This window comes from Phascolarctobacterium succinatutens, assembly GCF_958453765.1.
GTDB classification, from domain to species: domain Bacteria; phylum Bacillota; class Negativicutes; order Acidaminococcales; family Acidaminococcaceae; genus Phascolarctobacterium_A; species Phascolarctobacterium_A succinatutens_B.
The window spans coordinates 1-25,525 of record NZ_CAUDZA010000018.1 but is presented as its reverse complement, the minus strand read 5'-3'; the positions used below and the strand labels follow the sequence as shown (position 1 = coordinate 25,525).

At 46.8% G+C, this 25,525-nt stretch carries 20 protein-coding genes, 3 tRNA genes and 1 CRISPR repeat array; of the genes, 19 read left to right on the top strand and 4 right to left on the bottom strand.

Annotated elements, in window-relative coordinates:
• Nucleotides 1–115: 115 nt before the first annotated feature.
• A complete protein-coding gene (locus Q7Q81_RS07735) occupies nucleotides 116–1,060 on the top strand; it encodes a nitronate monooxygenase (RefSeq protein WP_304275064.1) in 945 nt (314 codons plus the stop codon).
• A 76-nt stretch (nucleotides 1,061–1,136) separates the two neighbouring features.
• On the opposite strand, the gene Q7Q81_RS07730 is transcribed toward Q7Q81_RS07735, so the two are convergent.
• A complete protein-coding gene (locus Q7Q81_RS07730; RefSeq protein ID WP_304275060.1) occupies nucleotides 1,137–2,546 on the bottom strand; it encodes a PLP-dependent aminotransferase family protein in 1,410 nt (469 codons plus the stop codon).
• Nucleotides 2,547–2,695: 149 nt separating this feature from the next.
• Here Q7Q81_RS07730 and Q7Q81_RS07725 point away from each other — a divergent pair, with 149 nt between their 5' ends.
• Nucleotides 2,696–4,183 carry an aldehyde dehydrogenase family protein gene (locus Q7Q81_RS07725; protein ID WP_304275057.1) on the top strand — a complete coding sequence of 496 codons (1,488 nt, stop codon included), beginning with the start codon at nucleotides 2,696–2,698 and terminating at the stop codon, nucleotides 4,181–4,183.
• Between the two features lie 85 nt (nucleotides 4,184–4,268).
• On the opposite strand, the gene Q7Q81_RS07720 is transcribed toward Q7Q81_RS07725, so the two are convergent.
• From Q7Q81_RS07720 to Q7Q81_RS07710, 3 genes are all read right to left on the bottom strand, one after another.
• Entirely contained in the window at nucleotides 4,269–5,021 is a 753-nt protein-coding gene (locus Q7Q81_RS07720) for a pentapeptide repeat-containing protein (protein WP_304275054.1), read from the bottom strand.
• The gene (locus Q7Q81_RS07715) at nucleotides 5,014–5,733 is read right to left on the bottom strand and encodes an HAD family hydrolase (protein WP_304275050.1); all 720 of its coding nucleotides are present in this window, start codon (nucleotides 5,731–5,733) and stop codon (nucleotides 5,014–5,016) included. Before Q7Q81_RS07715 ends, Q7Q81_RS07720 begins: the two co-directional genes overlap by 8 nt.
• A gap of 78 nt (nucleotides 5,734–5,811) precedes the next feature.
• Nucleotides 5,812–6,294 carry an S-adenosylmethionine decarboxylase family protein gene (locus tag Q7Q81_RS07710; RefSeq protein ID WP_210684131.1) on the bottom strand — a complete coding sequence of 161 codons (483 nt, stop codon included), beginning with the start codon at nucleotides 6,292–6,294 and terminating at the stop codon, nucleotides 5,812–5,814.
• A 210-nt stretch (nucleotides 6,295–6,504) separates the two neighbouring features.
• Between Q7Q81_RS07710 and recD2 the strand changes: the two genes are divergently transcribed.
• From recD2 to Q7Q81_RS07625, 17 genes are all read left to right on the top strand, one after another.
• Nucleotides 6,505–8,670: an SF1B family DNA helicase RecD2 gene (gene recD2, locus Q7Q81_RS07705; RefSeq protein ID WP_304275047.1), complete on the top strand. Its 2,166-nt coding sequence runs from the start codon at nucleotides 6,505–6,507 to the stop codon at nucleotides 8,668–8,670.
• The gene (locus tag Q7Q81_RS07700) at nucleotides 8,670–9,395 is read left to right on the top strand and encodes a ComF family protein (RefSeq protein ID WP_304275043.1); all 726 of its coding nucleotides are present in this window, start codon (nucleotides 8,670–8,672) and stop codon (nucleotides 9,393–9,395) included. Before recD2 ends, Q7Q81_RS07700 begins: the two co-directional genes overlap by 1 nt.
• 10 nt (nucleotides 9,396–9,405) lie before the next feature.
• A complete protein-coding gene (locus tag Q7Q81_RS07695; RefSeq protein ID WP_304275040.1) occupies nucleotides 9,406–10,503 on the top strand; it encodes an SLC13 family permease in 1,098 nt (365 codons plus the stop codon).
• Nucleotides 10,504–10,647: 144 nt separating this feature from the next.
• On the top strand, nucleotides 10,648–11,187 hold the full coding sequence (locus Q7Q81_RS07690; RefSeq protein ID WP_304275037.1) for a hypothetical protein: 540 nt from the start codon (nucleotides 10,648–10,650) through the stop codon (nucleotides 11,185–11,187).
• An 18-nt stretch (nucleotides 11,188–11,205) separates the two neighbouring features.
• Nucleotides 11,206–11,787, top strand: a complete 582-nt coding sequence (locus tag Q7Q81_RS07685; protein WP_418948445.1) for a biotin transporter BioY — start codon at nucleotides 11,206–11,208, stop codon at nucleotides 11,785–11,787.
• 81 nt (nucleotides 11,788–11,868) lie between these two features.
• On the top strand, nucleotides 11,869–13,005 hold the full coding sequence (locus Q7Q81_RS07680) for a thiolase family protein (protein WP_304275033.1): 1,137 nt from the start codon (nucleotides 11,869–11,871) through the stop codon (nucleotides 13,003–13,005).
• Nucleotides 13,006–13,010: 5 nt separating this feature from the next.
• A complete protein-coding gene (locus Q7Q81_RS07675) occupies nucleotides 13,011–14,234 on the top strand; it encodes an AMP-binding protein (RefSeq protein WP_304275031.1) in 1,224 nt (407 codons plus the stop codon).
• 464 nt (nucleotides 14,235–14,698) lie between these two features.
• Complete coding sequence (cas9, locus tag Q7Q81_RS07670) at nucleotides 14,699–18,838, top strand: type II CRISPR RNA-guided endonuclease Cas9 (protein WP_304275028.1); 4,140 nt, start codon at nucleotides 14,699–14,701, stop codon at nucleotides 18,836–18,838.
• Complete coding sequence (gene cas1, locus Q7Q81_RS07665; protein ID WP_304275024.1) at nucleotides 18,835–19,716, top strand: type II CRISPR-associated endonuclease Cas1; 882 nt, start codon at nucleotides 18,835–18,837, stop codon at nucleotides 19,714–19,716. Before cas9 ends, cas1 begins: the two co-directional genes overlap by 4 nt.
• 21 nt (nucleotides 19,717–19,737) lie before the next feature.
• The gene (gene cas2 / locus Q7Q81_RS07660) at nucleotides 19,738–20,043 is read left to right on the top strand and encodes a CRISPR-associated endonuclease Cas2 (RefSeq protein ID WP_277228829.1); all 306 of its coding nucleotides are present in this window, start codon (nucleotides 19,738–19,740) and stop codon (nucleotides 20,041–20,043) included.
• The gene (gene csn2, locus Q7Q81_RS07655; protein ID WP_304275021.1) at nucleotides 20,040–20,711 is read left to right on the top strand and encodes a type II-A CRISPR-associated protein Csn2; all 672 of its coding nucleotides are present in this window, start codon (nucleotides 20,040–20,042) and stop codon (nucleotides 20,709–20,711) included. The genes cas2 and csn2 overlap by 4 nt, the downstream gene beginning before the upstream one ends.
• 104 nt (nucleotides 20,712–20,815) lie before the next feature.
• A CRISPR array of direct repeats spans nucleotides 20,816–21,643; the repeat unit is 36 nt; unit sequence GTTTGAGAGTGATGTAATTTCTGATGGTACTCAAAC.
• 129 nt (nucleotides 21,644–21,772) lie between these two features.
• Nucleotides 21,773–21,849: transfer RNA gene (locus tag Q7Q81_RS07650), tRNA-Asp, on the top strand.
• Between the two features lie 2 nt (nucleotides 21,850–21,851).
• Nucleotides 21,852–21,926 (top strand) — tRNA-Gly (locus Q7Q81_RS07645).
• 1 nt (nucleotide 21,927) lies between these two features.
• Nucleotides 21,928–22,001, top strand: a tRNA-Trp gene (locus tag Q7Q81_RS07640).
• A 267-nt stretch (nucleotides 22,002–22,268) separates the two neighbouring features.
• Nucleotides 22,269–24,095 carry a translational GTPase TypA gene (gene typA / locus Q7Q81_RS07635; RefSeq protein WP_210684139.1) on the top strand — a complete coding sequence of 609 codons (1,827 nt, stop codon included), beginning with the start codon at nucleotides 22,269–22,271 and terminating at the stop codon, nucleotides 24,093–24,095.
• 112 nt (nucleotides 24,096–24,207) lie between these two features.
• Nucleotides 24,208–24,582, top strand: a complete 375-nt coding sequence (gene sepF / locus Q7Q81_RS07630) for a cell division protein SepF (RefSeq protein WP_249747930.1) — start codon at nucleotides 24,208–24,210, stop codon at nucleotides 24,580–24,582.
• Between the two features lie 164 nt (nucleotides 24,583–24,746).
• On the top strand, nucleotides 24,747–25,469 hold the full coding sequence (locus Q7Q81_RS07625) for an aspartate/glutamate racemase family protein (protein ID WP_304275019.1): 723 nt from the start codon (nucleotides 24,747–24,749) through the stop codon (nucleotides 25,467–25,469).
• Nucleotides 25,470–25,525 lie beyond the last annotated feature (56 nt).

Genomic DNA, 25,525 nt, shown 5'->3' with positions numbered 1-25,525 from the left:
AAACTGCATCTTAGTTACATTCTTTACAAACTTGGTAAAGTTTAAAAATAATTCACGATTACTGCGTGGAGAATAGTATATAATAGGCGTGTAAAATTGTTGCGAGGTGATTATCATGAAAACTAAATTAACTGAGCTCTTAGGTATAAAATATCCTGTTATCCAGGGTGGTATGGCGTGGACGAGTGACGCTGTGCTGGCTGCAGCAGTTTCCAACGCCGGTGGTGCCGGTATCATCGGCAGCGGCGGCCGCACTGTGGAATGGACACGTGACGAGGCGCGCAAGGCAAAATCTCTGACCGACAAGCCCTTCGGCGTTAACGTTATGCTGATGGCTCCTAACATTGCGGAAATCATTGCTATGCTGTGCGAAGAAAAGGTAGCCTTTGTTACCTTGGGTGCAGGCAACCCTGTACCGCACATTCCTGCTTTTCATGCTGCAGGCATCAAGGTTATTCCGGTAGTACCTAATGTTAAGCTGGCAAAGCGTATTGAGGCTGCCGGCGCTGACGCTATGGTTATTGAGGGCATGGAGGCCGGCGGTCACATCGGCAAGCAGACTACTATGGCGCTGATGGAAAACGTACTGCCGCAGATTAAATCTGTTCCGGTGCTTGTTGCAGGCGGTATCAGCGACGGCCGTGCGCTGGCTGCAGCTTTGCTGATGGGCGCTGCAGGTGTGCAGATGGGCAGCCGTTTCCTGCTGACTGAGGAATGCCCGGCAAATCCTGCTGCTAAGGAAGCCATTGTCAAAGCAACCGATACTGACAGCGTAGCAACAGGATATAGCCGTAATCTTGGTGTACGCTGCCTGGCGAACGCTTTTACCGATGCTTATACTGCCCGTGAAATTGCCGGTGCTCCCAAAGAGGAGTTGATGGCGATGGGTACAGGCACCAACCGCAGAGGTCTTGTGGAAGGTGATGTTACCAACGGTACCGTTATGTGCGGTCAGAGCCTGAACGTGCTGAATGATATCCTGCCCTGCAAGGATGTTATGGAGCGTATCATTGCGGAAGCCAAAGAGGCTATTGCCAACGTACAGAAAATCGAGCTGTAAAAATTAAAGCAAAAAGCATGCATTGCTGTAAGAAGCGGTGCATGCTTTTTTGCGTTTAAATCTGGTCTGTATTTATTCAGCTTATCTGGTTGCATTCGGGGAACAGGCTGCTTAATCGTTCTATTACCGCGGCAATTTTATCTGCCTCGATGGCAGCGTAATTGATAACGAGCGTGCAGCCGTTATTTTCTTCGGTATTATGACTGTAATCGGAATAGAAGGAAAGGCACATATCTGCTGCCAGTGCTGCCTTGCGCACTTCTGCTTCCGTCAGTCTGGTGTTGATATGCAGTACAAAATGCGTACCGGCGTTGCGTTCGGTAATTTGCGAGACAGCGGCCAGCGGCGAGGAGTGGATGGCAGCCAGAATTTTGTGACGCTGCTCGCGGTAGTAGTTTTTCATTTTGTTGATATGACGTTCAAAATAGCCTTCGGAAATAAAGCGTGCCAGCGTATACTGCTCGAAGCTGGATACGGTGCAGCTGTAAAAGCTCATGGTCTGCTCATAGCGCTCTAAAAGACGCGGCGGCAGCACCATGTAGCTGATGCGCAGTGAGGGCACAAGGCTTTTGGAGAAGGTGTTCATATAGATGACACGGCTTTGCGTATCCTGCGCGTACAGCGGCAGGATGAAGCGACCGGTGTAACGGAATTCGCTGTCGTAATCATCTTCAATGATATAGCGCTTGCGGATGCGGTTAACCCATTCAAACAGCTCCAGCCTGCGCGTTACGGGCATGACAATGCCGGTGGGGAAGTGGTTGGCGGGAGAAAGGTGCACTACGTCGGCACCGCTTTCCTCCAGCTTGTCAATCATCAGACCGTTGTCGTCAATGGGGATGTACTTCCAGGGATTGCCGAAGCTGGCGGAGATGGAGGCGAATTTTTTATAGCCCGGTTCTTCGATGGCAAAGGTGCAGGCATGGCCGAACATCTGCAGCAGGCGGCCGTAAAGATATTCCGTACCGGCGCCGATGATAATCTGCGAAGGATCAACCTGCATAGCACGGTTGTGTGCCAGATAGTCGGCAATAGCCTTGCGCAGCTCGTAGACGCCTTTGTAGGGAACAGTTTTGAGCAGCTCTTCGTTGTGCACGGATAGCGTTTCGCGCATCAGGCGTGTCCAGGTAGCCAGCGGGAAGTTTTGCAGGCTGATGCGGTTGGCCTTGAAGTCGGCAAAGTATTCGCGCTCCGCTGCCTCCGGCAGCATCGCTGCAGCAGCATTGCGGCGCACGCGGTAGCTGCTGACGTCCTCTACAAAGTAACCTTTCTTTTCGCGCGAGGTGATGTAGCCTTCTACCGCCAGCTGGGCGTAGGCGTTGGCCACGGTGATGATGCCTACGCTCAGATGCTGTGCCAGCGTGCGCTTGGAGGGCAGGCGTTCGCCTGCCTGCAGCCTGCCGCTGATGATATCCTGACGGATGCATTGGTATAAGTAATCATAGAGCGGTGTGCTGCCGCGTTTATCTAAGTCATATGTTAACATAGGTGCTACTTCTCCTTGGTTCTAAAATATTTTTGCTTTTTGATTCTTTTAATAGAACCATTTTGATTATACAATAGTGACATCGCAAAAACAAGTCCCGTCACAACGGCGTGAAGGGCAAGAGCCAAATGAGGAGGATTATCATTATTATGGAAAAAGTAAAATTACAAGCACAATATGGTTTATACATTAACGGACAGTGGCGCAACGCATCCGACGGCGCAACCTATAATGCAGAAAGCCCTGCAGACGGCAGCCATCTGGCAGTCTGCGCCCAAGGCAGCCGTGAGGATGTAGAGGCAGCCTCCGCAGCAGCCTGGGAAGCCTTCAAAACTTGGAAAAAGACTACTCCGGCACAGCGTGCCGCTCTGCTGAATAAAATTGCTGATATTATTGATGCTAACAAAGAACATCTGGCGATGGTAGAAAGCATGGATAACGGTAAGCCTATCCGTGAAACTATGAATGTAGATATTCCGATGGCAGCAGAGCATTTCCGTTATTTTGCCGGCTGCATCTTAGCGGAGGAAGGTCAGGCATCCGTACTTAACGAACAGTTCCTGTCCATCATCCTGCGCGAGCCTATCGGTGTAGTAGGCCAGATTATCCCTTGGAACTTCCCGTTCCTGATGGCAGCGTGGAAGCTGGCACCGGTGCTGGCAGCAGGCGATTGCACCGTACTGAAGCCTTCTAAGGAAGCAAGCCTTTCCATTCTGGAATTTGCCCGTCTGATTGACGGCGTACTGCCTGCAGGTGTTTTTAATGTTATTACCGGCGCTGGCAGTAAAACCGGTCAATATATGCTGGAGCACAAGAACTTTGCGAAGCTGGCCTTCACCGGCAGTACCGAGGTTGGCCGCAACGTAGGCCTGGCTGCGGCAGAACGCATTATTCCGGCAACGCTGGAGCTGGGCGGTAAAAGTGCCAACATTTATTTTGATGACTGCGATTTTGATCAGGCCATCGACGGTGCTCAATTAGGTATTCTCTTTAACCAAGGTCAGGTTTGCTGTGCCGGCAGCCGTATCTTCGTGCAGGATACTATTTACGATAAATTCGTACCGGCTTTAGTCAAAGCCTTCAACAAGGTTAAGGTGGGCCTGCCCTGGCATGATGATACTCAGATGGGTTCTCAGATCAACGAAACCCAGATTAAGAAAATCCTGAGCTATGTGGAAATTGCTAAGCAGGAGGGCGCTACTATTGCCTGCGGCGGTGAACGCTTTACCGAGGGCGAGCTGGCCAAGGGTGCTTTTATGAAGCCGACGCTGATTACCAATGTAACCAATGATATGCGTGTAGCGCAGGAGGAAATCTTCGGACCTGTTGCCGTAGTTATCAAATTCCACGATGAGGACGAGGTTGTGGCTATGGCTAATGACAGCGAATACGGGCTCGGTGGCGCTGTTTGGACTAAGGATATCAACAAGGCTATCCGTGTAGCACGCAATGTAGAAACCGGCCGTATGTGGGTGAATACCTACAATCAGATTCCGGAGCATTCTCCTTTCGGCGGCTACAAAACCTCCGGCATCGGCCGTGAAACTCACAAGATGATTTTGAACCACTATACACAAGTGAAAAATATTATGATTAATCTCAGTTATGCTCCTTCTGGGTTTTATCCTCAGGACTGACGATTAATAAACAGGATTATTCCTGATTAGTTGCGCAAAAAAAGCTCCGGCGGTTGCCGGAGCTTTTTTGCTGAGCGGGTTATATTTATTTATCTAATTTTGCATTATCCATAAATGCTGTGCCGAACTGAGTATAGTTCATTTCCGCACCGTGCAGGTCGGCGTATTCCAGCATGGCCTTGTCCAGCAGTGCCTTATCCAGCTTGCTGTTGTTCAGGCTGCTGTGGCCTAGCTTGCTGCTGCGCAGGTCTGCTTCCGTCAGGTCGCTGCGCTCTAGATGGGCACTGTACAGGTTAGTACCATGAAAAACAGCGTTTTTCAGGCTGGCACGGCGCAGCCAGCTGTAGGGCAGGTTGGCAAAACTGAAGTCGGCGTAGTCGGCCTGTACGCCGTCCATAGAAGCCTCCTGCGCTTTGACCTGCTGCAGTTTAGCGTTCAGCAGATGTGCGCCACGCAGTTGGCAGCGGTTAAGATATGCTCCCTGCAGGCTGGCGTTGGTAAAATCGCTGCCGGAGGCATTGGCATAGCGCAGGTTAGCATATGCCAGATTGGCACCGCGCAGACTGGCGTTGGGCAACAGAGCGCTCTGGAAGCAGGCATCCTGCAGCTTGGCTTTGTCCAGCTTGGTAGCATCCAGGCGTGCTTCCGTAAAATCGGTGTTGGTAAAATCGCGGCCGGATAAATCCATTCCCGATAAATCAGCACCGGAAAGGTCGCCGCCAGGGCAGCTTGCTCCGTTCAGTACCGCGTTTAAATCACTGTTGCTGTAGGCAAGGCCTGTGCTGCTTAAGCCGAGAGCCAGGAGAGTAAGCAAAGTCTTGAAAATATTCTTACGCATTTTGCCCTCCTGCATAGTTTTCTGCTTCATCCAGCAGAAGCTCCAGCTGCTTGGGATCATCCGGCAGACAGTCGATTATCTTCCAAGGCTTAACCTCGGCAAAATCCTCGGGCTTATAGCCGGAGCCTTCCAAAATAATCAGGCAGGGAGCGCCGATAGCGTTGGCGCAGCGCACGTCGTTAGGCGTATCGCCGATGAAAATCAGCTCGTTGGGCTTGGCCTGTTCGTTTTGCATATACAGGCGATGGAAGGCAACCTTAGCCAGCATTTCGCGGTTTTCACTGATTTCGCCGAAGACGCTGTGTTCATGGTTAAAATATTGGTCCAAACCGAAATGCTGCAGCTTGAGATGGGCGCCGGTGCTGGTGTTGCCGGTAAGCAGGCAGTTGCAGTAACGGCTATCCGGCCGGCAGAAGTATTGCAGCGTTTTCTCCACGTTTTTCAAAACACGGCCCTTGTGCAGCGGCAGCTGCTTGGGCAACTCCATATGGTAGCGGATAAGCAGGCCTGCTGCTTCCGCGCTGTTGCAGCGTCCGCGCAGACGGGTAACAACGCTTTTGATAATATCCGAGTCAGTGCGTCCTGCCAGGGACTTGTTGAAATCGAAGGCATCCAGAAAATAATAATCCTTGATAACCTTAATCATGGCATCCTTGCCGGCACCGCCGGACAGAATGAGGGTGCCGTCTACATCCCACATTAAATACTTCATGTGAAAAATCTCCTTTGGTTTAAGAAAAAACAGGGGCTGTTCATACAACCCCTGGAAAAGTTTATCTTACAGTCCCGTTTAGATGCCACGGGGCTTGAGCATCATTTTTTTCAGTTGAGCGCCGACGTTTTTGGTAACGTTCTGAGTGCGACGGATGAATTTGATATTGGAGCGGTGGTTGGGCTTCATATCGTATTTGCTGCCGAAATCGCCGCGGTCCAGCAGGGTAATCTTGGCTTTGTCGCAGTCAAAGGCGCTGCGCAGATAGCGTGCCATTCCAGCAGGGTCGGCATCATCATAGCAGCTGAAAATATCTGCCGCAATAAAACCGAGCTTAGGATATACATGCAGAGTTACATGACCTTGTTTGCAGAGTGCGGAGATGGAATATTCGCTCTGGCCCTCTTCCTGACAAACAAGCAGCTCGCGGCTGTTCATCTGGTATTCATCGCAGCCTTCCTGCAGCAGAGTCTTTGCTTTTTCAGTGTCGTTGACTTCGTTTACGCCGCAGTTATACATATCTATGGCTATTAATTTTCCTGTAAATTTCTTAGGTTGCATGTGTAAAACTCCTCATGTTTATAATTACAATAATACAAAGCCGGTTCAGGCGCAGGGCGCTGATTTGCCGGAAACAATATATAGTGTATATCTCATTCAATTATAGCGAAAATTATAATACTTGTAAAGTCAAATTGCTATCCTAATTGAGAAAACTATGTTATAATAATAGCTATAGTTAAAACATTTGTTTTGTGTGGCGGTGAGAAAATGGAAAAGCTGGAAGCGATAGTTGATGATATAGTGTTTCAAAGCGATGACGGCATGTTCAGCGTGCTGCGTATGGAAAGCAAGGCGCAGGGACGCTTTACTGCTGTTTATCATGGCAATGCGCCGTATATGGGCGAAAATGTGGCTATGGAGGGCAGCTGGATTGAGCATGCGAGATTCGGCAGACAATTTGATATACAGTCACTGCATGTTTTGCAGCCGACTTCGGTAGCAGGCATTGAACGCTTTCTGGCTTCCGGCGCTGTGAAGGGCGTCGGCCCGGTGACGGCGGCAAGAATTGTGGAGGCCTTCGGAACGGATACGCTGGAAATTTTAGGCAGCTATCCAGAGCGCCTGGCACAGGTGCGCGGCATCAGCGCCAAAAAGGCTGCCGCTATTGGTGAATCCTACAGCCAGCTTTCAGGCCTGCGCGAGCTGATGGTGTTTTTGGAAGCTCACGGCGTGAGCAGCGGTTATGCGGCACGCCTGCAGGCAACCTACGGCGCTACGGCGATTACCCGCATTAAGGAAAATCCCTACAGCCTGGCGGAGGATATTACCGGCATCGGGTTTAAAACTGCGGACAGAATTGCTATGGCTATGGGCATGGAGCATGACTGCGAGGAACGCTTGCGCGCAGGCATTGCTTATGCGCTGACGCAGGCCGCAGGCGTGGGACACACCTGCGTGCCGGAGGAGCTGCTGGTGCGTGAAACGGCGAGAGCATTGGCGGTAGACACTTCCATGGTGCAGGATGTTTTCAGCAGCCTGTTGGAGCAGGATTTACTGCGCACGGAGGAAATGGGCGGTATTCGCCTGATATATCCTGAATATCTGTATACGGCGGAGGTGCAGACCGCACGCCGTCTGCTGAAGCTGCGCGATCAGGCGAAGCCGGTGACGCGCGTGAATGCGGATGAGGTTATTGCCAAATGGGAGCGTGATGCCGGTATTACGCTGGCAGAGGCGCAGCGTCAGGCAATTTATGCTTCGCTGGAGCATGGTGTCTTTGTGCTCACCGGCGGCCCCGGTACAGGTAAAACAACTGTTGTCAAAGGCATTCTGAATGTGCTGGAGCAGGCTGGCTGCCGCATTCTGCTGGCCGCGCCTACCGGACGCGCAGCACGCAGACTGGCGGATTCTGCCGGTCATCCTGCAGCAACGGTGCATCGTCTGCTGGAATATCAGCCTACGGGTGACGGCCTGTGCTTCGGCAAGGATGACAGCGATCCTCTGGATGCGGAAGCGATTATTATCGATGAGGCTTCGATGCTCGATATCAGCCTGACCTATCATCTGCTTAAGGCAATTCCCGGCGGCTGCCGCCTGATTTTCGTCGGTGACGTGGACCAGCTGCCGTCCGTTGGTGCAGGCTCGGTGCTTAAGGATATGATCCGTTCGGGCAGAATGCCTGTTGTACGTCTGGAAAATGTTTTCCGTCAGGCAGAGGTAAGTCCGATTGTCCGCAATGCGCATAAGATTAACCGTGGGCAGATGCCGGAGTTTCTTGCCGGTGCCGACAGCGAGTTTGCGTTGGAGGAGTTTGCCAATGAGCAGGATGCTGCGGAATTTGTAGCACGTACCTATGCCCAGCTTACGTCCGGCGGTGACTGGCGCAGGGTGCAGGTGCTGACACCGATGCACAAGAATCCCTGCGGCGTGCAGAATCTGAATAAGCTGCTGCAAAAATATCTTAATCCGCCGTCTGCTGCCAAGCCCGAGGTAAACATACCGGGTAATGTACTGCGTGTGGGTGACAAGGTTATGCAGATTCGCAATAACTATGAAAAGGATGTTTTCAATGGCGACATCGGCCGTGTAATTAAAATAGACGGAAAAAATGTTACGGTAGCCTTTCCGGAGCGTCCTGAGGGTGATTACGTTACCTACGCTCAGGGTGAGGTGGAGGAGCTGCAGCTTGCCTACGCTATGAGTGTGCATAAGTCGCAGGGCAGCGAATATCCCTATGTTATTTTGCTCATGGTGCAGAGCCATTACATTATGCTGCAGCGCAACCTGCTGTATACGGCTGTGACCAGAGCTAAGGAAAAGGTGCTGATTGTCGGCAGCAAAAACGCGGTGCGTACCGCTGTGGAAAATGACAAGACGAAAAGGCGTTACAGCCTGCTGGCTGAGCGCCTGCAGGAAAGCAGCGAGGTGTTCTGATGCATCGTTGGTTAAGAGATTTTGCTTATTACGGGCGTGTGGCGAAGGAGCTTATCTTTCACCGTCGCTGCGCTGTGTGTGCGACTAATATTGATAACGGCTACGTTTGTGAGCAGTGCCGCAGGGAATATCTGCTGCAGCGTCAGCTGCCCTGCTGTCCGCGCGAGGAATATCTGGCTGGACAGGCAGCACCGTTGCCGACGGACGTTTTATACAGTGCGTTGCTGCTTTATAAATATGAGGGTGTGTTTAAGGATGCGCTGCACAAAATTAAATTTGAGGGTGAGGCAGGCTGGCTGCCGCTGCTGCGTGAGGAAGCGGAGCTTGCGTTGCCCGTGGCCAAAATGCGCTGGCTGCAGCAGTTTGACCTTATTACCTGCGTACCGACTGCGCCTGAGCGACGCAGGCAGCGTGGCTTTGATGTGCCGCAGGAGCTGTTTGCGGGCCTCTTGGAAGGACGCAGCGTGGGCATGGAGGTTTTGCTGGAGCGGGTGCGCCATACTCAGCCCTTGTACGAGCTGAAGCCTGAAGAAAGAAAGCAGGAGCTGGCAGGCTGCTTTGCCCTGCTGCCGCATGCCAAGGTGCGCGGCAAGCATGTACTGCTTTGCGACGATATTTATACTACGGGCAGCACCTTTGCGGAAGCGGCACAGGTGCTGCTGGACGCAGGGGCGGCGCGCGTATCGGCGTTGGCGCTGTGCGCGGCGCAGGCTAACTGGGAGTGACTTTTGGTTGATGCAAAAAATAAAGAATTATTGGCGGCGTGAGCCTGTTTTGTGCATAGCGGTTATTTTGGCTGCCGTAAGCAGCCTTTACAGCAGGCCGCAGCTTGCCTATATAGATTTTGACGTGTTGGCGATACTGCTTTCGCTGATGCTGGTGGTAGCGGAGCTGAAGGAGATACGCTTTCTGGACTGGCTGGCGGTGGAGCTGCTGAACAAATGCCGCAGCAAGCGTCAGCTGGAGCTGGTGCTGTTGGCAGTTACCTATGTCAGCTCGATGTTCGTGACGAATGACGTGGCTTTGCTTACCTTTGTGCCGTTGGCACTGGTTATCGGCAAAACCTTAAAAATGGATATGGAGCGGATTATTATCCTGCAGACGCTGGCTGCCAATCTCGGCAGTATGCTGACGCCGCCCGGTAATCCGCAGAATTTGTTTTTATACGCGCATTATGCTTATACCGCCAGCAGCTTTTTCGCCGTGATGGCTGTGCCGGGAGTGATTTCGCTGGCGTATCTGCTGCTGCTGCTGTTCCATGGCAAGGACAGCGTGCTGAAGCTTGAGCTGCCTAAGCTGCAAAGGCCGCCACAGGGAATATTGCTGCTCTTTTTGGGACTGCTTTTATTAAACATTGGTGCTGTGCTGCATTGGTTCGACAAGCTGTGGGCTCTGCTGCTGACAGCAGGCGTAGTGGCCTTGTGCGACTGGCGTCGCCTGCGTGAGGTGGATTACAGTCTGCTCGTGACCTTCGCCGGTTTCTTTGTATTCATCGGCAACATCAGCCACAGTCCTGCGGTAAGCTATTTGCAGCAGTCGCTGATGGGCAGTGCGGCAGGAACATATTTAACCGGACTGCTGGCAAGCCAGTTCCTCAGCAATGTACCGGCGGCTATGCTGTTGGCAGGCTTGACTAAGGAAGCAGACGCGCTACTTTTGGGTGTTAACATCGGCGGTCTTGGCACGATGATTGCTTCGATGGCTAGCGTGATTTCCTACAAATTATATGCTGCAGAGCATCCTTCGCAGGCAGGAAAGTATGTACGTACCTTTTTGTACTACAATTTTCTGGGCCTGCTGCTGATAGGAGGAGCGGTTTACTTCCTTCTGTGAGCGGGGAAATGCTTTGCGGCATTTCTTTTAGCGTAATGGTAAACCAATAGTATGTAATAAGTTGACTATTTGCATCACTTGCATTATAATAAAGCACGTGAAGCAGATACAAGTAAGCTGCTTAGATGAAAGGAAAATGCAAAAATGTTAGAGCTTGCACATAAGCTGGCGGACAGCGATGCCAAATTCTTCGGCGGCTGGGTGCTGGCAGGAGCAGAGGCACATATTCATCAGCCGGCAGAGGCTATGGCGAATCAGGTGCTGCTGGCGAAGGAACGCAAATCAATCATCCGCGTAGCGGGAACTGCGGCAGACGGCAGTTTGGCTAAGGAGCTGCGGGTATTTTTGGTGCTGCCTAAGCATAAATTAGGCACGAAGCCGCTGGAGCCCGAAGCGATTAAGGGCGATTTGCTGATAAAGCACACCTTTACAACACAGGAAATAGCGGACTATGTTACCTATACCGGTGACGAAAACGTCATCCATAAGGGTGAACATCCCATCGTGCCGGGGCTATGCATGGCTGCCTGGCTGCAGAAGGAACTGGCGCTGACAGAGCTGGACTGGCGCATCAGCTTCCTTGCTCCTGTTTACGCAGGCGACGAGCTGTGTATCTACAGGTCGGAGGGTCAGCTTGCTGCTTATGTGGGAGCAATAAATGTTTTTGTGATTAAAGAATTATAGTAAGGCTGGTGTATGGAAATGACAACTTCTGGTACAGAAATCAATAAGAATCATAGAGGAGCAAGCGTCAACAAGACTGCGGAAATGACTAAGATGGCGCTGATGGTAGCAATGAACTGCGTATCCGCATATATTATTATTCCGCTGCCGTTTTCACTTTCTCCGCTTGCATTGCAAACTTTGATTGTAAATCTTACAGGCTATGTGCTGAACGCTAAGCAGGCCTTTATGACCATGCTGGTTTATCTTCTGGTAGGCTTGGCAGGTGTGCCGGTATTTACCGGCGGCAGTGCGGGACCGGGCAAGCTCTTCGGTCCTACCGGCGGTTATATTATCGGCTTCTTGTTTACCGCTGTTTTCCTGGCATATTTCAGAGGCGAAAAATACAACTTCAAGCGTTACGCTCTGCTTGGCTGCGTTATCGGTATTCCGCTGATTTATGTGTTCGGCGTTGTGCAGCTGAAGCTGATTACCGGTATGCCGTGGGATAAAGCGATTCTGACAGGCGCGCTGCCCTTCATTCCGCTGGATATTGTTAAATGCTTGGCTGCCGCAGTTATCGCAGGACCGATTAACCGTATCTTTACTGATAACAGATAAATAAGATATAATTTAAGAGCTGTCAGCTATTTGCCGGAAGGCAGGTGGCAGGCAGCTTTTTTCGGATATAGAGGTGTTAAGATGGAAAATGCATATATTTTAGGTGGCCTGCGCAGCTACGTAGGCGTAGTCAACGGTATGTATCGTCATATCCCGGCGGAGGTGCTGGGGGCGGAGGTGCTTAAGCAGGTGATGGAAAAATATCAGCTGCGTGAGCCCGATTATATTATTGCCGGCAACGGTGTGGGCGCCGGCGGCAATATTGCGCGCCTGATGGCATTGACGGCAGGAGTAGATATTTCGGTGCCGGCCTTTACGGTGGACGTACAATGCGGCAGCGGGTTGGAAAGCATTGCTGTTGCCGCAGCAAAGATTAACAGCGGCGAGGCTGATGTAATTATTGCCGGTGGCTTTGAAAGCAGCTCTACACAGCCAAGACGTGGCTATAATCCCAATCATCCCGATTATGCGGGAGACGAATGGTACAGCGTAGCTAAATTCATGCCCGGCATTCACCGCGAAACGGTAATGCTGGAGGGGGCGGAGCTTGCTGCCAAGCGCGAAGGCATTACTAAAGAAGAAATGGACAGCTGGGTACTGCGCAGCCATGCGCTCGCAACGCAGGCGCGCGAGCAGGGGTTGCTGCATAATATTATCGCTCCGGTCTGCGGTGCCGTTAAGGATGAAGGCATCAGGCCGCGTATGAGCCAGCGACTGCTTGACAGAATGCCTAAGGTGCTGGAGAGCGGCGAATTTATTACTGCGGCCAATTCCTGCCTGATTAACGACGGTGCGGCCTTTGTGGTGCTGTGCTCGCAAAAATATCTGCAGGAGCACGGCTTAAAGGCGCAGGCCAGAGTGCTGGGCAGCGCAGCTTGCGGCGGCGATCCCTTGGTAAGTCCGCGTACTGCAGTTACCGCACTGCAAAAGCTGTTGGCAAAGCATGGCCTGCAGGAGCAGGATATCGCAGACTTTGAGCTGAACGAAGCTTTCGCTGTAATTGATGTGCTGTTTGCCCGCAGCTTTCCGCACAGCGTTGATAAATACAATGTGTTCGGCGGGGCGTTGGCCTATGGTCATCCCTACGGTGCCAGCGGCGGCATAATTACGCTGCATCTGCTGGAGGCGCTGAAGCAGAAGGGCGGACGCTACGGCGCCGCAAGCGTAGCAGCAGCAGGTGGCGTAGGAACGGCGCTGCTGTTGGAAAGAGTGGAGTGAAGCAGATGGATTACTTAACCTTAATTGCACAACAAAAACAGGATAAGCTCGCTCTTATAGAGGACGAAGAAGAATATACTTATGCCGGATTGGCGAAGGCAGCACGTGAGCTGCGCAATCAGGCGGATTTTAGCGCTCCGGCGGTTTTTATCCATGAAAACAGCATTGCCCGTCAGCTAATTGCCTTTTTGGCCTACAGCGGTACTAAAACAGTGCCTGTTATCGCTACCGAGGTGAGCAAAAAGCAGCAGTTCTGCTGCGACGATATTCCGCAAGCGGCCTGCATGGGCGTTATGACCAGCGGCAGCACCGGCAAAAGCAAGCTGTTGTGGCGCAGCTATCATAGCTGGGCGGACTTTTTCCCGGAGCAGAACCGCATTTTCGGCGTTGATGAAAAGACGGTAATTTTTTCTCAGGGAAGCCTGGCCTTTACCGGCAATCTTAATATTTATATGGGCGTGTTGGCTGCAGGCGGTACACTGGTGGTGACGGAGCGCTTCCGTCCGCGCCATTGGCTGCAGCTGATGCAGCGCTATGCGGTGAACGAAATCTATCTGATTCCGTCTAAGCTTTTACTGTTGCCAAAATTTTTGCATGAGCCTGATTTGCGTGTGCGCAGTATCATCAGTGGCTCGCAGAGCATGGGCAGGCAGGAGGCGGACAAGCTGCTGCAGGTATTCCCCAATGCGGATATTACGCTGTACTACGGTGCCAGCGAGCTGAATTACATTACCTACATCAAGGCTACGGAAATGACGGATGACCGCACACTTATCGGCCGTCCGTTCAAGGGCGTGCAGGTGGGCGTTTGTAATGAAGAAATTTTCATTGATACGCCATATCATGTGGAGGATATTACGCTGCCGTTTTCCCTGAAGGACAGAGGACATCTGGATGCAGAGGGCCGTCTGCACTTTTTGGGGCGCACGGATGATATTGTGAGCGTCAACGGCCGCAAGGTTTCGGCAGTCAAGGTGTGCACCGCGTTGACCGAGCTGGAGGGCATTGAGGAGGCTGCAGTAATCTGCCGTCATGTGGACGATGCCGATGCGCTTATTGCTTTTGTGGGGGCGGCGCGCGAGTACGGCAAGCAGGAGCTGGTTAAGCTGCTGCGGCAAACCTTAGAGGATTACGAGCTGCCCAAGCAGTTTGTTTTTATGGAACAGCTGCCGCATAACGAAAGCGGTAAGGTGGATAAATTGGCGCTGAAAAAAATGTACTTAGAGTGATTTTGGAGATATAAAATAAACCGTCGTCAGAATGTGTTGGATTGCAGGTTCTGACGGCGGTTTTTGTGTTTAAGTTTAATAAAAAGATAAAAATACTGATCAAAAATGCCTTAAAAATTTTTTATAAATGTAAGCAAAGCTGGCAAGATAGACAAAAACTGTCATTTGCATATGCTATAATACGTTATAGCAAGGCTTTAAAAGAAAAAGTGATACCGAATTATAAGCAGTTTTTTATAAATAAAGGATTTTTAAATTTGCTGTAGAATTGATTTAATATACTGTACATGAATTTTTTTGAAATAAACAAAAAAGCTTGCCGAAGCAAGCTTTAGTTCCACACACTGTGGGGTCTTCTGAAGAAGACGATTTGAATAAATCATGTTTTTTGAACTCGTGATGTAACTTCTGATGGTACTCAAGAAGTTATTCATAGTATATTTCATCTGTGGAGGTTTGTCAATATGCAAAAATTAAAGAATTGTGATTATTATATCGGCTTAGATATGGGTGATGCATCTGTTGGCTGGGCTGTTACGGATACAAATTATAATATTTTAAAATTTAATGGCAAAGCATTATGGGGAATCAGACTTTTTGATTCTGCCAATACTGCAGCTTCTACAAGAGTTTTTCGTTCCGGCAGACGCAGAATTGACAGAACAACATGGCGTCTTAAGATGTTACAGGAATTATTTGCGGAGGAAATCGCTAAGGTTGATCCCGGTTTCTTTATGCGATTAGAGGATAGCCGTTTACATTTGGATGATAAGCGGGATAAGGCAGTATATAATTTATTTGTTGATAAAAATTACACAGATAAGGATTTTTATCAGCAATATCCTACAATGTATCATTTGCGTTATGCATTGGCAACGCAGGCGGGACCGTTTGATGTGCGCTTACTTTATCTTGCTGTGCAGCATATTGCTAAGCATCGTGGACATTTTTTGTTTGATAATCTTGATGCTTCCAAAGTAAACGATTTTAATGCGGTTTTCAGTGAGGTTGAGAATTATGTCCGTGATGAGATGGGAATTGAAGATTGGTCATGTCAAAATATAGATGAATTGGCTAAAGTTTTGTGCGATGTAAACTTAGGACGTACTACTAAGCAGAAAGCGATGCAGAGTTTATTACCGGCACAGACAAAACAGCAGAATGCTATTATACAGCTTTTTAGTGGTGGTAAAGCTAAGTTAGCTGAGTTATTTGTTGATGAAGAATTAGATGAATGTGAAAAGAAATCAGTAAGCTTTCAAGATGATGATTTGAATGAATTTGAGCCTGTGCTTACAGCAGCATTAGGGGAGCGTTACGAAGGGTTACTCCGTTTCAAAGCTATTTATGATTGGAGTTTGCTGGCAAAAATATTGCATCTAGATACAAGTAAAAAAGATGAAGATGAACAGCATCTGCTTTCTGAGTGTAAGGTGCAGGTTTATGAAGATCATAAACGGGATTTGGCTGTTTTGAAATCCATGCTTAAAGGTAAGCCTTTATATAATAAGATTTTCAGGCAGGATGGAGATATTTCTTACGAGAAATATGCTAAAGGAATCAAAGGACGTAATCAGATTGATTTTTGCAAGGATTTAAAGAAGCAACTTGAAGGTATTGCAGAATATAAAAAGATAATGCAGGAAATTACGAGTATTGATGATGCCAAAACAGAGGAGGAACGTGTACTGTTTCGCATTACCAATGGATTTGCTTTTCCTAAACAAACAACTAAGGATAATGGCATCATTCCCATCCAGGTGCATTTAGCGGAATTAAAATGCATTCTTGATAATGCTGAGGGCTATTTACCGTTTTTAGGTGAGACTGATAATAACGGTCTTTCTGTGCGTGAAAAAATTGAACAGATTGTTAAGTTCAGAATACCGTATTATGTAGGTCCGCTTGCGGGGACACGTATGTCCAGAGAACAGGGCAGATGTTGGGTTGTACGTAAGAATGAAAAAATTTATCCTTGGAATTTTACTGAAATTGTAAATTTGGAAGAGAGTGCAGAAAAGTTTATAACCAATATGACAGCAAAATGCACGTATCTTGTCGGTGAAGACGTACTTCCTAAGGAATCATTGCTGTATTCGGAGTTTATGGTGCGTAACGCAATTAACAATATTACTGTTGATGGCGAACGCTTACCTGTTGATGTGCTGGAAAAAATCTTTAAGCAGCTTTTCCTTGCGAAAACTTCAAAGGTTACCAAGAAAACATTAGAAAGATTTTTTAGGCAGGAAAATATTTCTTTCCAAAATATCGGAGGCATTGATGACAAGATTAATGCTTCGATGAAATCATATAATGATTTTAGAAGAATTTTCGGTGAAGATTATATTCAACTGCATAGAGATGAAATTGAGAATATTATCAGATGGATAACCTTATTCTGCGACGAGAAAAAAATGTTGGTCACTAAAATAAAAAACACTTATCCGCAGATTTCTGATGATGAAATCAAAGCTATTAAAAAACTGAAATATAAAGATTGGGGCAGATTGTCTGCAACTTTATTGAATAGCAGTACTATTGCTTATGAGGATAAGGCTTTTGGTGAACTTGTCACTATTATTAGTGCTTTGCGTCATACAAATAAGAATTTCATGGAGCTTTTGAGCAGCTATTGTTCTTATGATTTTATTGGCAAGATTAAAGAGTTTAATGGTAGCAGACAAAGCAGTAATGGTAAGCTTACTTACAAAGACGTGGAAGAGCTTTATGTTTCTCCTTCTGTTAAACGTTCTATCTGGCAGACGCTGACGATTTTGGAGGAAATCAAGAAAATCATGGGTTGCGAGCCAAAGCGTATTTTTATTGAGATGGCTAGGAGTAAAGAAGAAAGTAAGAGTACTGACAGTCGTCTGAAAAAGTTGCAGGACTTATATAAACAATGCAGGGAAGAAAATATTGATTTCATGCCTCAGACAGATGAGCTCAACGCATTTAAAATTCAGCTGAGTTCCCAAAAAGAAGATGATTTGCGCATTGATAAGCTCTATCTTTACTATACACAGATGGGACGCTGCATGTATACGGGCGAAACAATAGAACTGGCTTCTTTGTATGATGATAATCTGTATGACATTGATCATATCTATCCGCGTTCCAAAACAAAGGATGATAGCCTTAGCAACAGGGTACTTGTTAAAAAGGAGGTTAATGCCGCCAAAACAGATATTTATCCGCTTGATGCAGCAATTCGCACCAAAATGCATAGCTTCTGGAAGCTGCTGTATGATAAGGGATTCATTGATGAAAGAAAATATGAACGTCTGACACGCAGTACACAGCTGAGAGACGAAGAGCTGGCCGGCTTTATCAGCAGACAGCTTGTGGAGACAAGACAGTCGACAAAAGCTGTTGCTACGATTTTAAAGACAGCGTATAAGCATAGTGAGATTGTATATGTTAAGGCCGGTAATGTATCTGATTTCCGTCAAAAGTTTGAATTTGTAAAATGTAGAGATGTTAACGATTTACATCATGCAAAGGATGCTTATCTGAATATCGTGGTTGGTAATTGCTATTATGTAAAATTTACTGCTAAACCTTTGGATTTTATTAAAAAAAATCAGGATAACAGAAGTTATAGCTTGAAGCCAGAGATTTTTTATAAATTTAGCATTAAACGTGATAGTGAGATTGCCTGGGTTGGCGGTAAAGATGGTACGATTACAACTGTTACCAAGACCATGCATAAGAACAATATTCTCTTTACCAGACAGCCGGTTGAAGGCAAGGGAGAATTATTTAAACAGCAACCGCTTAAAGCCAAGAGTGGACAGTTGCCTTTGAAAGCAGGTTTATCTGTAGAGAAGTATGGCGGGTATGATTCCTTGACTACAGCATATTTTGCTTTAGTTAAATCAGAAGGAAAAAAGGGAGCTGTTCAGTTATCAATAGAAGGAATCCCTTTGGTTTATGCAAAACAAGGAGAAAAAGCTGTGCAAAATTATCTAACTGATGTTTTACAGCTGTGCAAGCCTGAGATTAAGATTCCTAAAATCAAAAAATATAGTTTGTTTAAGATAAATGGCTTTCCTATGCATATTTCTGGGAGACAACTAAAACAACTTCAATTTTATGTTGCTAGTCAATTATGTATAGATGAATATAGTATTGCTTACTTGAAAAAGGCATTTAAATATGAGAATAATTTGGCGGTCAATGACGAGATTATTGCTGATAAGAATGCTGATGAAGAGAAAAAGCAAAAAGCAAGAAAAAGGTTAGATTTTTATGAAAAGACATGGGGAATCGGTAAAGAAAACAATATGCGGATTTATGATATACTGCTTGCAAAGTCTGCTAATAATTTGTATAAAAAGAGACCTGCTTCTCAATCTGCAACCTTGGAAAAACGTAGAGAGAATTTTAAAGGCTTATTTGTATCAAAACAAATTCACGTTTTGAAAGAAATTTTAAATCTGTTTAAGTGTTTAAGTGCGACAGCTGATTTACAACTTCTTGGAGCAGGTAAGAACGTAGGAAAGGTAACATGGAATACCAATATCTCCAATGTTAAACAATGCATTCTGATTAACCAGTCACCGACAGGAATTTTTGAACAGGAAGTGGATCTGATGAAGCTATGAGCTGGCGTGTAATTGTTATAAGTACACGGGCAAAGCTGGATTTACAATTGGGCTATATGGTGGTTCGCGGCGAGCGGACCACCAAGGTCCATCTTGATGAAATTTCAGTACTGCTTATTGAAACAACGCAGGTTTCATTGACAGCAGCTTTGCTTGCGGAAATGATGGATAGAAAAATAAAGGTTATTTTTTGTGACAGCAAAAGAAATCCTTCAGCTGAGCTTATTCCGTATTATGGAGCGCATGATGTAAGTGCAAAAATAAAGCAGCAGATATCCTGGAACGAAAGCACAAAAGGCGATGTTGGTACGGCGATTATATATACCAAAATAAAGATGCAATCTGCATTGTTGAAAAAGCTGGGGTTTGATACAGCTTTTATGCTGGACGAATATGCCACACAGTTACAGTATCTGGATGCCAGCAATAGGGAAGGTCATGCGGCCAAAGTTTATTTTAACTCCATTTTTGGACTTGGCTTTACTAGAGCAGATGATATTGCTGTCAACTCAGCTTTGAATTATGGTTATATGGTCTTACTTTCTGCGTGCAACAGAGAGATAGTTGCCAATGGTTATCTTACACAATTAGGGCTGATTCATGATAATATTTTCAATGCATTTAATTTGGGATCGGATATTATGGAGCCACTGCGACCTTTTGTTGATTATCAGATATATGATATGTTGGTAAAAGAAAAGCTTCATTGCTTTGACAAGGAACAGAAGCACGAGGTTTTGGATGTACTGAATAAAAATGTTGTAAACAACGAAAAGCAGGTTACACTTAATTATGCTATTAAGCTTTATTGCAAGAGTGTTTTTGATGCGTTGAACAGTAATGATGTGAGCGTAATCAAGTGGAGCAGCTTTGTATGATGTATTATGAGCTATAGATTTATGAGAATATTAGTTCTTTTTGATTTGCCTGTTACTACGCTTGATAATAAGCGTTCCTATAGGATCTTTCGTAAATATCTGTTAAAAAATGGGTTTATGATGATGCAGGAATCGGTTTATTGCAAGATTGCACTTAATGCTGTGGCTGCTGACGCTGTTATTAAAAATGTTAAGCTGAATTTGCCGTCAGATGGACTGGTACAGTTGCTTACGGTTACGGAACGCCAGTTTTCACGCATGGAGGTTTTGGTCGGAGAAGCACATAATGATGTTTTGAATAGTGATGAAAGATTGGTAGTATTATGAAACTGGTTTATACAGAGCTGGAGCAGCAGCTTGTTTTTCAGGAAAACAAGGTTAACGTTTTAGTGATTGAGCAAAAAGAGCTTTTTCGAAGAATGATTCAAGAGCTTGATAAGCAGATTAGCGGGGAAGAGGGTGGATTTGTTTTATCTGATAATAATAAAACAATGAAAATAGATAAGGAGATCTGCCTGATTTTAAATCCGTTTGCTTTGGACATCAATTCACGCAAGGCGTTAACCGGTTTATATAATGAGCTTGGCAAGCTGGGACTGAATGAAGAAAATTATTTGAAGACATGCAGTCTAAAGGGGCAGATAGCGGAGTATATTTATGATTTGCTGAATCAGGCAGATTATGCGCTTAAATTTCAGGATGATTTTAATTTGCAAAGTATGTTTAAAGCACTTGAAGTGGAATTTGAAGCTGGAGAAGGAAATTTTTTAGAGGGACTGGTATACTTTTTAGATGTCTGCAGCAAGTTTCAAAAGGTAAAGATATTAACGTTCGTAAATTTGAAAACGTACTTGATGAGTGAAGAGCTGCATGAGTTCTATAAAGAAGCTTTTTACAGAAAAATACAGTTACTGCTACTGGAGAATAATATTGTTGATGAGCTTGCAGAAGAAGCTGTGAGTATAGTTGATGCAGATTTATGTTTGATTAAATGATTTTGACAAAAAAATTTGAGTGATTTATAATGTTTTTGTAAGCACCTGAGGAAATTACGCTATGGTGATGATAGTTTCATTCGTGGACAATCTCTTAATTTGAGGTTTGAGAGTGATGTAATTTCTGATGGTACTCAAACCTGTCCCCCACAATGTATTGAACACTCTGCGTTTGAGAGTGATGTAATTTCTGATGGTACTCAAACTTGAATGAGCGTACTGGCAGTTTCGGCAGGTTTGAGAGTGATGTAATTTCTGATGGTACTCAAACTCTATGTGAAGCTATCTTAATATCGTCATAGTTTGAGAGTGATGTAATTTCTGATGGTACTCAAACAGGGCAAAATTCGGGCATGCCCTAAAGGCGGTTTGAGAGTGATGTAATTTCTGATGGTACTCAAACTGCTTTCCTAACAGGCTATGAAATTGTCAAGTTTGAGAGTGATGTAATTTCTGATGGTACTCAAACGAAAAGGCAGCTGAAATAAATCGGCTACTGGTTTGAGAGTGATGTAATTTCTGATGGTACTCAAACTCAAATTCTGCACATCAGCATGTCTTTTGGGTTTGAGAGTGATGTAATTTCTGATGGTACTCAAACAACAAATTCAGAGGGTAATTTAGGGTATAAGTTTGAGAGTGATGTAATTTCTGATGGTACTCAAACTTGTTGATTTTATTGACATGTTTCGTACCGGTTTGAGAGTGATGTAATTTCTGATGGTACTCAAACGAAGTAGAATTTCGCGCGGAAGCTCTCGCCGTTTGAGAGTGATGTAATTTCTGATGGTACTCAAACCGAGGAGGCGGATAAGATTGAATACCGTTAAGTTTGAGAGTGATGTAATTTCTGATGGTACTCAAACTAGAGAGTTGGCGCTGACGTTTGACGGCGAGTTTGAGAGTGATGTAATTTCTGATGGTACTCAAACACAAATCTACTCTGCAAAAAGGCCCCTTTTTCGTCACTGAAAAACTTTCTCTAAAATTTTTTCAAAAAAACCTCTTGCCAAAACGCAAAACGTATGGTAATATATATAACTGTCAGACACACTGACATTGGCCCGGTGGTTCAGTTGGTTAGAATGCCGCCCTGTCACGGCGGAGGTCGTGGGTTCGAGTCCCATCCGGGTCGCCAATGCGGAAATAGCTCAGTGGTAGAGCACCTCCTTGCCAAGGAGGGGGTCGCGAGTTCGAATCTCGTTTTCCGCTCCATAGGGGCATAGTTCAATGGTAGAGCAACGGTCTCCAAAACCGTCGATCTGGGTTCGAGTCCTAGTGCCCCTGCCATAGCAAGCCTAGCCTGAGAGTTCAGCTCTCAGGCTTTTTTCATGTCTGCGTTTAGCAAGATACTACTTTATTAGCAAATAGTTTATGCAAGGCTTTGTCGCTAATCCCTTTACCTTGCATCTTACAAGCTTTTCTGTAACTTTCAAGACAATTTTATTGACAGTATGACGGAAAAAGCATATAATAAAATAGTTTAGTAATACTGTGAAAGGATGCACTTGACAAGCATCCTTTTTCTTGTCTTTTATGAAGGAGAGAAAAGGAATAATGATTAGAAACGATATTCGTAATATAGCAATTATTGCCCACGTTGACCATGGCAAGACTACCCTGGTTGATGCTATGCTGAAGCAAAGCGGCGTTTTCCGTGCTAACGAGCGCGTTGAAGAACGTGTTATGGACTCCAATGCTCTGGAGCGTGAACGTGGTATCACCATTCTGTCTAAAAACACCGCTGTTATGCACAACGGCGTAAAAATCAACATTCTGGACACCCCAGGCCATGCTGACTTCGGCGGCGAGGTTGAACGCGTACTGACCATGGTTGATGGCGTACTGCTGCTGGTTGATGCTTATGAAGGTCCGATGCCGCAGACCAAATACGTACTGCGTAAAGCATTGGAACAGCACCTGAAACCGATTGTTGTAATCAACAAGATTGACCGCCCCGACCAACGTGTTGATGAAGTTATTGACGAAGTTCTGGACCTGTTCATTGAGCTGGATGCAGATGAAGATCAGCTGGAGTTCCCGGTTGTTCTGGCTTCCGCCCGTAACGGTATTGCCAAACTGTCCATGGACGAGGAAAGCAATTCTCTGGAGCCTTTGTTCAAAGTAATTCTGGAAAACATTCCTGCTCCGGACGTTGACGTTAATGCACCGCTGCAGATGCTGGTTAACACCCTGGACTATGATGATTATGTAGGCCGTATCGTTGTAGGCCGTGTAGTTCGCGGTACCATCCACAACGGCGAAAACATCATTCTGATGGATGAAGCAGGCAACCGTAACGGTAAAATCGGCCGTCTGTACACCTACCAAGGCCTGAAGCGTGTAGAAGTGCCTGAGGTTGAAGCAGGTGATATCGTTGCTCTGATCGGTCTGCAGGACGCTAACATCGGCGACACTATCGCTGACAGCGAAAATCCGGAAGCTCTTAAGGGCATCAAGATTGACGAACCTACCCTGTCTATGATTTTCTACGTTAACAACAGTCCGTTTGCCGGCCGTGAAGGTGAATTTGTTACCAGCCGTCATCTGCGTGACCGTCTGTTCAAAGAGGTTAAGACCAACGTTTCCATGCGTGTTACCGAGACCGAAAGCCCGGATGCTTATGAGGTTGCCGGCCGTGGCGAGCTGCATCTGTCCATTTTGATTGAAACCATGCGTCGTGAAGGCTTTGAGCTGCAGGTTGGTAAACCTAAGGTTATTATGCACCGCGATGCAAACGGTAAGCTGATGGAACCTATGGAAGCATTGACTATCGATGTACCGCAGGACTTCATGGGCGCTGTTATGGAAGGCCTGGGCCTGCGTAAGGCTGAGCTGCAGAACATGACCGAAATGGCAGGCTATCTGCGTATGGAATTCAAGATTCCTGCTCGCGGCCTGATCGGTTTCCGTAACCAGTTCCTCACCGATACTAAAGGTAACGGCATTATGAACCACGTATTTGCCGGTTACGAAGAATATAAGGGTGAAATCCCTGGCCGTACCCGTGGCAGCCTGGTTGCTTTTGAAACTGGCGAAACCACTTCCTATGGTATCGGCAACGCTCAGGAGCGCGGTACCATGTTCGTTGTTCCTGCAGAAAAGATTTACGAAGGCCAGCTGGTTGGCGAAAACAGCCGTGAGGACGACATGGATGTTAACCCCTGCAAGAAGAAACATGTCAGCAACATGCGTGCTTCCGGCAGTGACGACGCTATCCGTCTGATTCCGCCTCAGACTTTCTCTCTGGAGCAGGCTCTGGAGCACATCAATGACGATGAGCTGGTTGAGGTTACTCCGAAGAGCATCCGTATGCGTAAGAAGGTTCTGGACCGTCTGGAGCGCGGTAAGATGCGTGGCCGTATGAAGAATGTTCAGGCATAATTTTTGACAATCTGTTAAAAATCTGCTACAATTAATATTACTAAGCAGGACTTTTGCCTATAGGCAGCGAATAATAGTCTAAATAACTGTTTTGGTTTGGAGGCTGATGGCCATGGGTTTAAAAAATACAGCAATGAAATTCTTTTGGTCTGATGAAATGGAAGAGCAGCAGGAGGAATATACCCGTCCGCGTCTGTTGAAATCCGGACATCTGAATATTATGGTGCGTACACCGAAATCCTTTGCGGACGTGCGTGAATATGCTGATTCGCTGATGAACGGCAGTGCCATTATGGTATGCTTTGATGCAGTTGACGAAGCACTCAGATATCGTATTTTTGATTATCTGAACGGTGTAAGCTACATCATTAATGCCGATGTGAAAAAAATTAATGACGATCTGCTGCTTTATGCGCCTGAACAGGTGCAGGTCAACAAAGAGGAAGCAAGAACTTCTTCTAATGTACGTTCCTGGCTTAGCAAATAAATAACAAAAGTTAGCCGTTGCTTGTCACCTTGCGGGGTGGCCGGCAACGGCTTTTTGTGTGCGGATACAGCAGGTGATATTTGCAAATAACAGCCCGGTGTGCTAAAATTATAAGCAATTTATTAATCCTATAAGCGATGCTGAACAAGAAAGAAGAGGTATATATGAGCGAAAAGAAAATGATGAAAAACGGTAAAAAATTAGGTGTTGTCGGTGGACTTGGCCCTGCAGCAGCTGCAGAGTTCTTGCGTCAGTTTACTATGAGATGCCCGGCTAACTGCGACCAGGAGCATCCTGTTGTATATATGATCGGTGACTGCGATATTCCGGACCGCGGCACAGCAATTTTCGGCAAGGGTGAATCCCCGCTGCCGAAGCTGAAGGCTGATTTGCTGCAGCTGTGCGATATGGGCGCAGATGTGCTTGCTGTTCCTTGCAATACCGCACACTTTTTTATCGACCAGTTTGCTGCCGAGCTGCCGGTGCCGCTGCTGCATATCGTTGACGAAACCGTTAAGGCTGCCAAAGAGCTTTCTCCGGAAAAGGGTGCCTGGATGCTGTCCACCAAGGGTACTCGTGCTTGCGGACTGTATCAGAAATATGCCGAAAAGCGCGGACTGACACTGTACATTCCGAATGAGGAGCAGAGCGATAAATCTCAGGAGGTTATCAACTGCGTTAAGGCTAACCAGCTGGCAAAGGCCGGCGCTATTATGAAAGAGCTGGTAGAGGAGCTGTGGGCTGAGCGTGATATTCCTGTAATGACCGCCTGCACCGAGCTGCCGCTTGGCTATGATGCATCCGGACTGCCGCAGGAGCGCAGCGTTTCCAGCATCGGTGCGCTGGCAGATGCCTGCGTGCGCGCGCTTTATGAAGAAGTAAAATAATAGGTTCTTTGTCAAGTTTTGGGGTATTCAAGACTTTAACATCATAGACCTAGACA